This window comes from Oleiphilus sp. HI0079, from assembly GCF_001635105.1.
On the sequence record NZ_LWFT01000484.1, the window covers coordinates 1 to 456 of the forward strand.

A 456-nucleotide genomic window follows, 5' to 3' on the forward strand; every position below is an offset into this window, starting at 1 on the left:
ACACAGGAACACCGACCATCACATTGCTTGGCAGCAACCCGATCCTGCATGAACTGCAAACGCCATTTACTGATCCTGGCGCGACCGCCTCCGATGCAGCCGATGGCGATCTATCTGGTTCCATCGTCCCAACTGGCGCTGTCGATCCAAATGTTGCAGGCACTTATACACTCACCTACAACGTCACCGACTCTCAGAGCAACGCCGCGCCGACAGTCACTCGTGACGTGATCGTGGCTGACCGCACCGCTCCAGTGATTACACTGAATGGCGCCGCTACGGTACAGCACGAGCAAGGCACGACCTACACGGATCTTGGCGCAGCAGCGACCGATATTATTGATGACAATGCAACACTCACTTCAGCGATTTTGGTAAGTGGTTCGGTGAACGATGCCGTAGCGGGCACTTATGCTCTGACTTACGATGTATCTGACGCCACAGGCAATGCCGCAA

The 456-nt window shown here is 55.3% G+C and carries 1 protein-coding gene; it reads left to right on the forward strand.

The window, feature by feature from the left end:
- The coding region (locus tag A3750_RS06320) for a DUF5011 domain-containing protein (protein ID WP_156498454.1) at positions 1-456 on the forward strand (456 nt) is incomplete at both ends.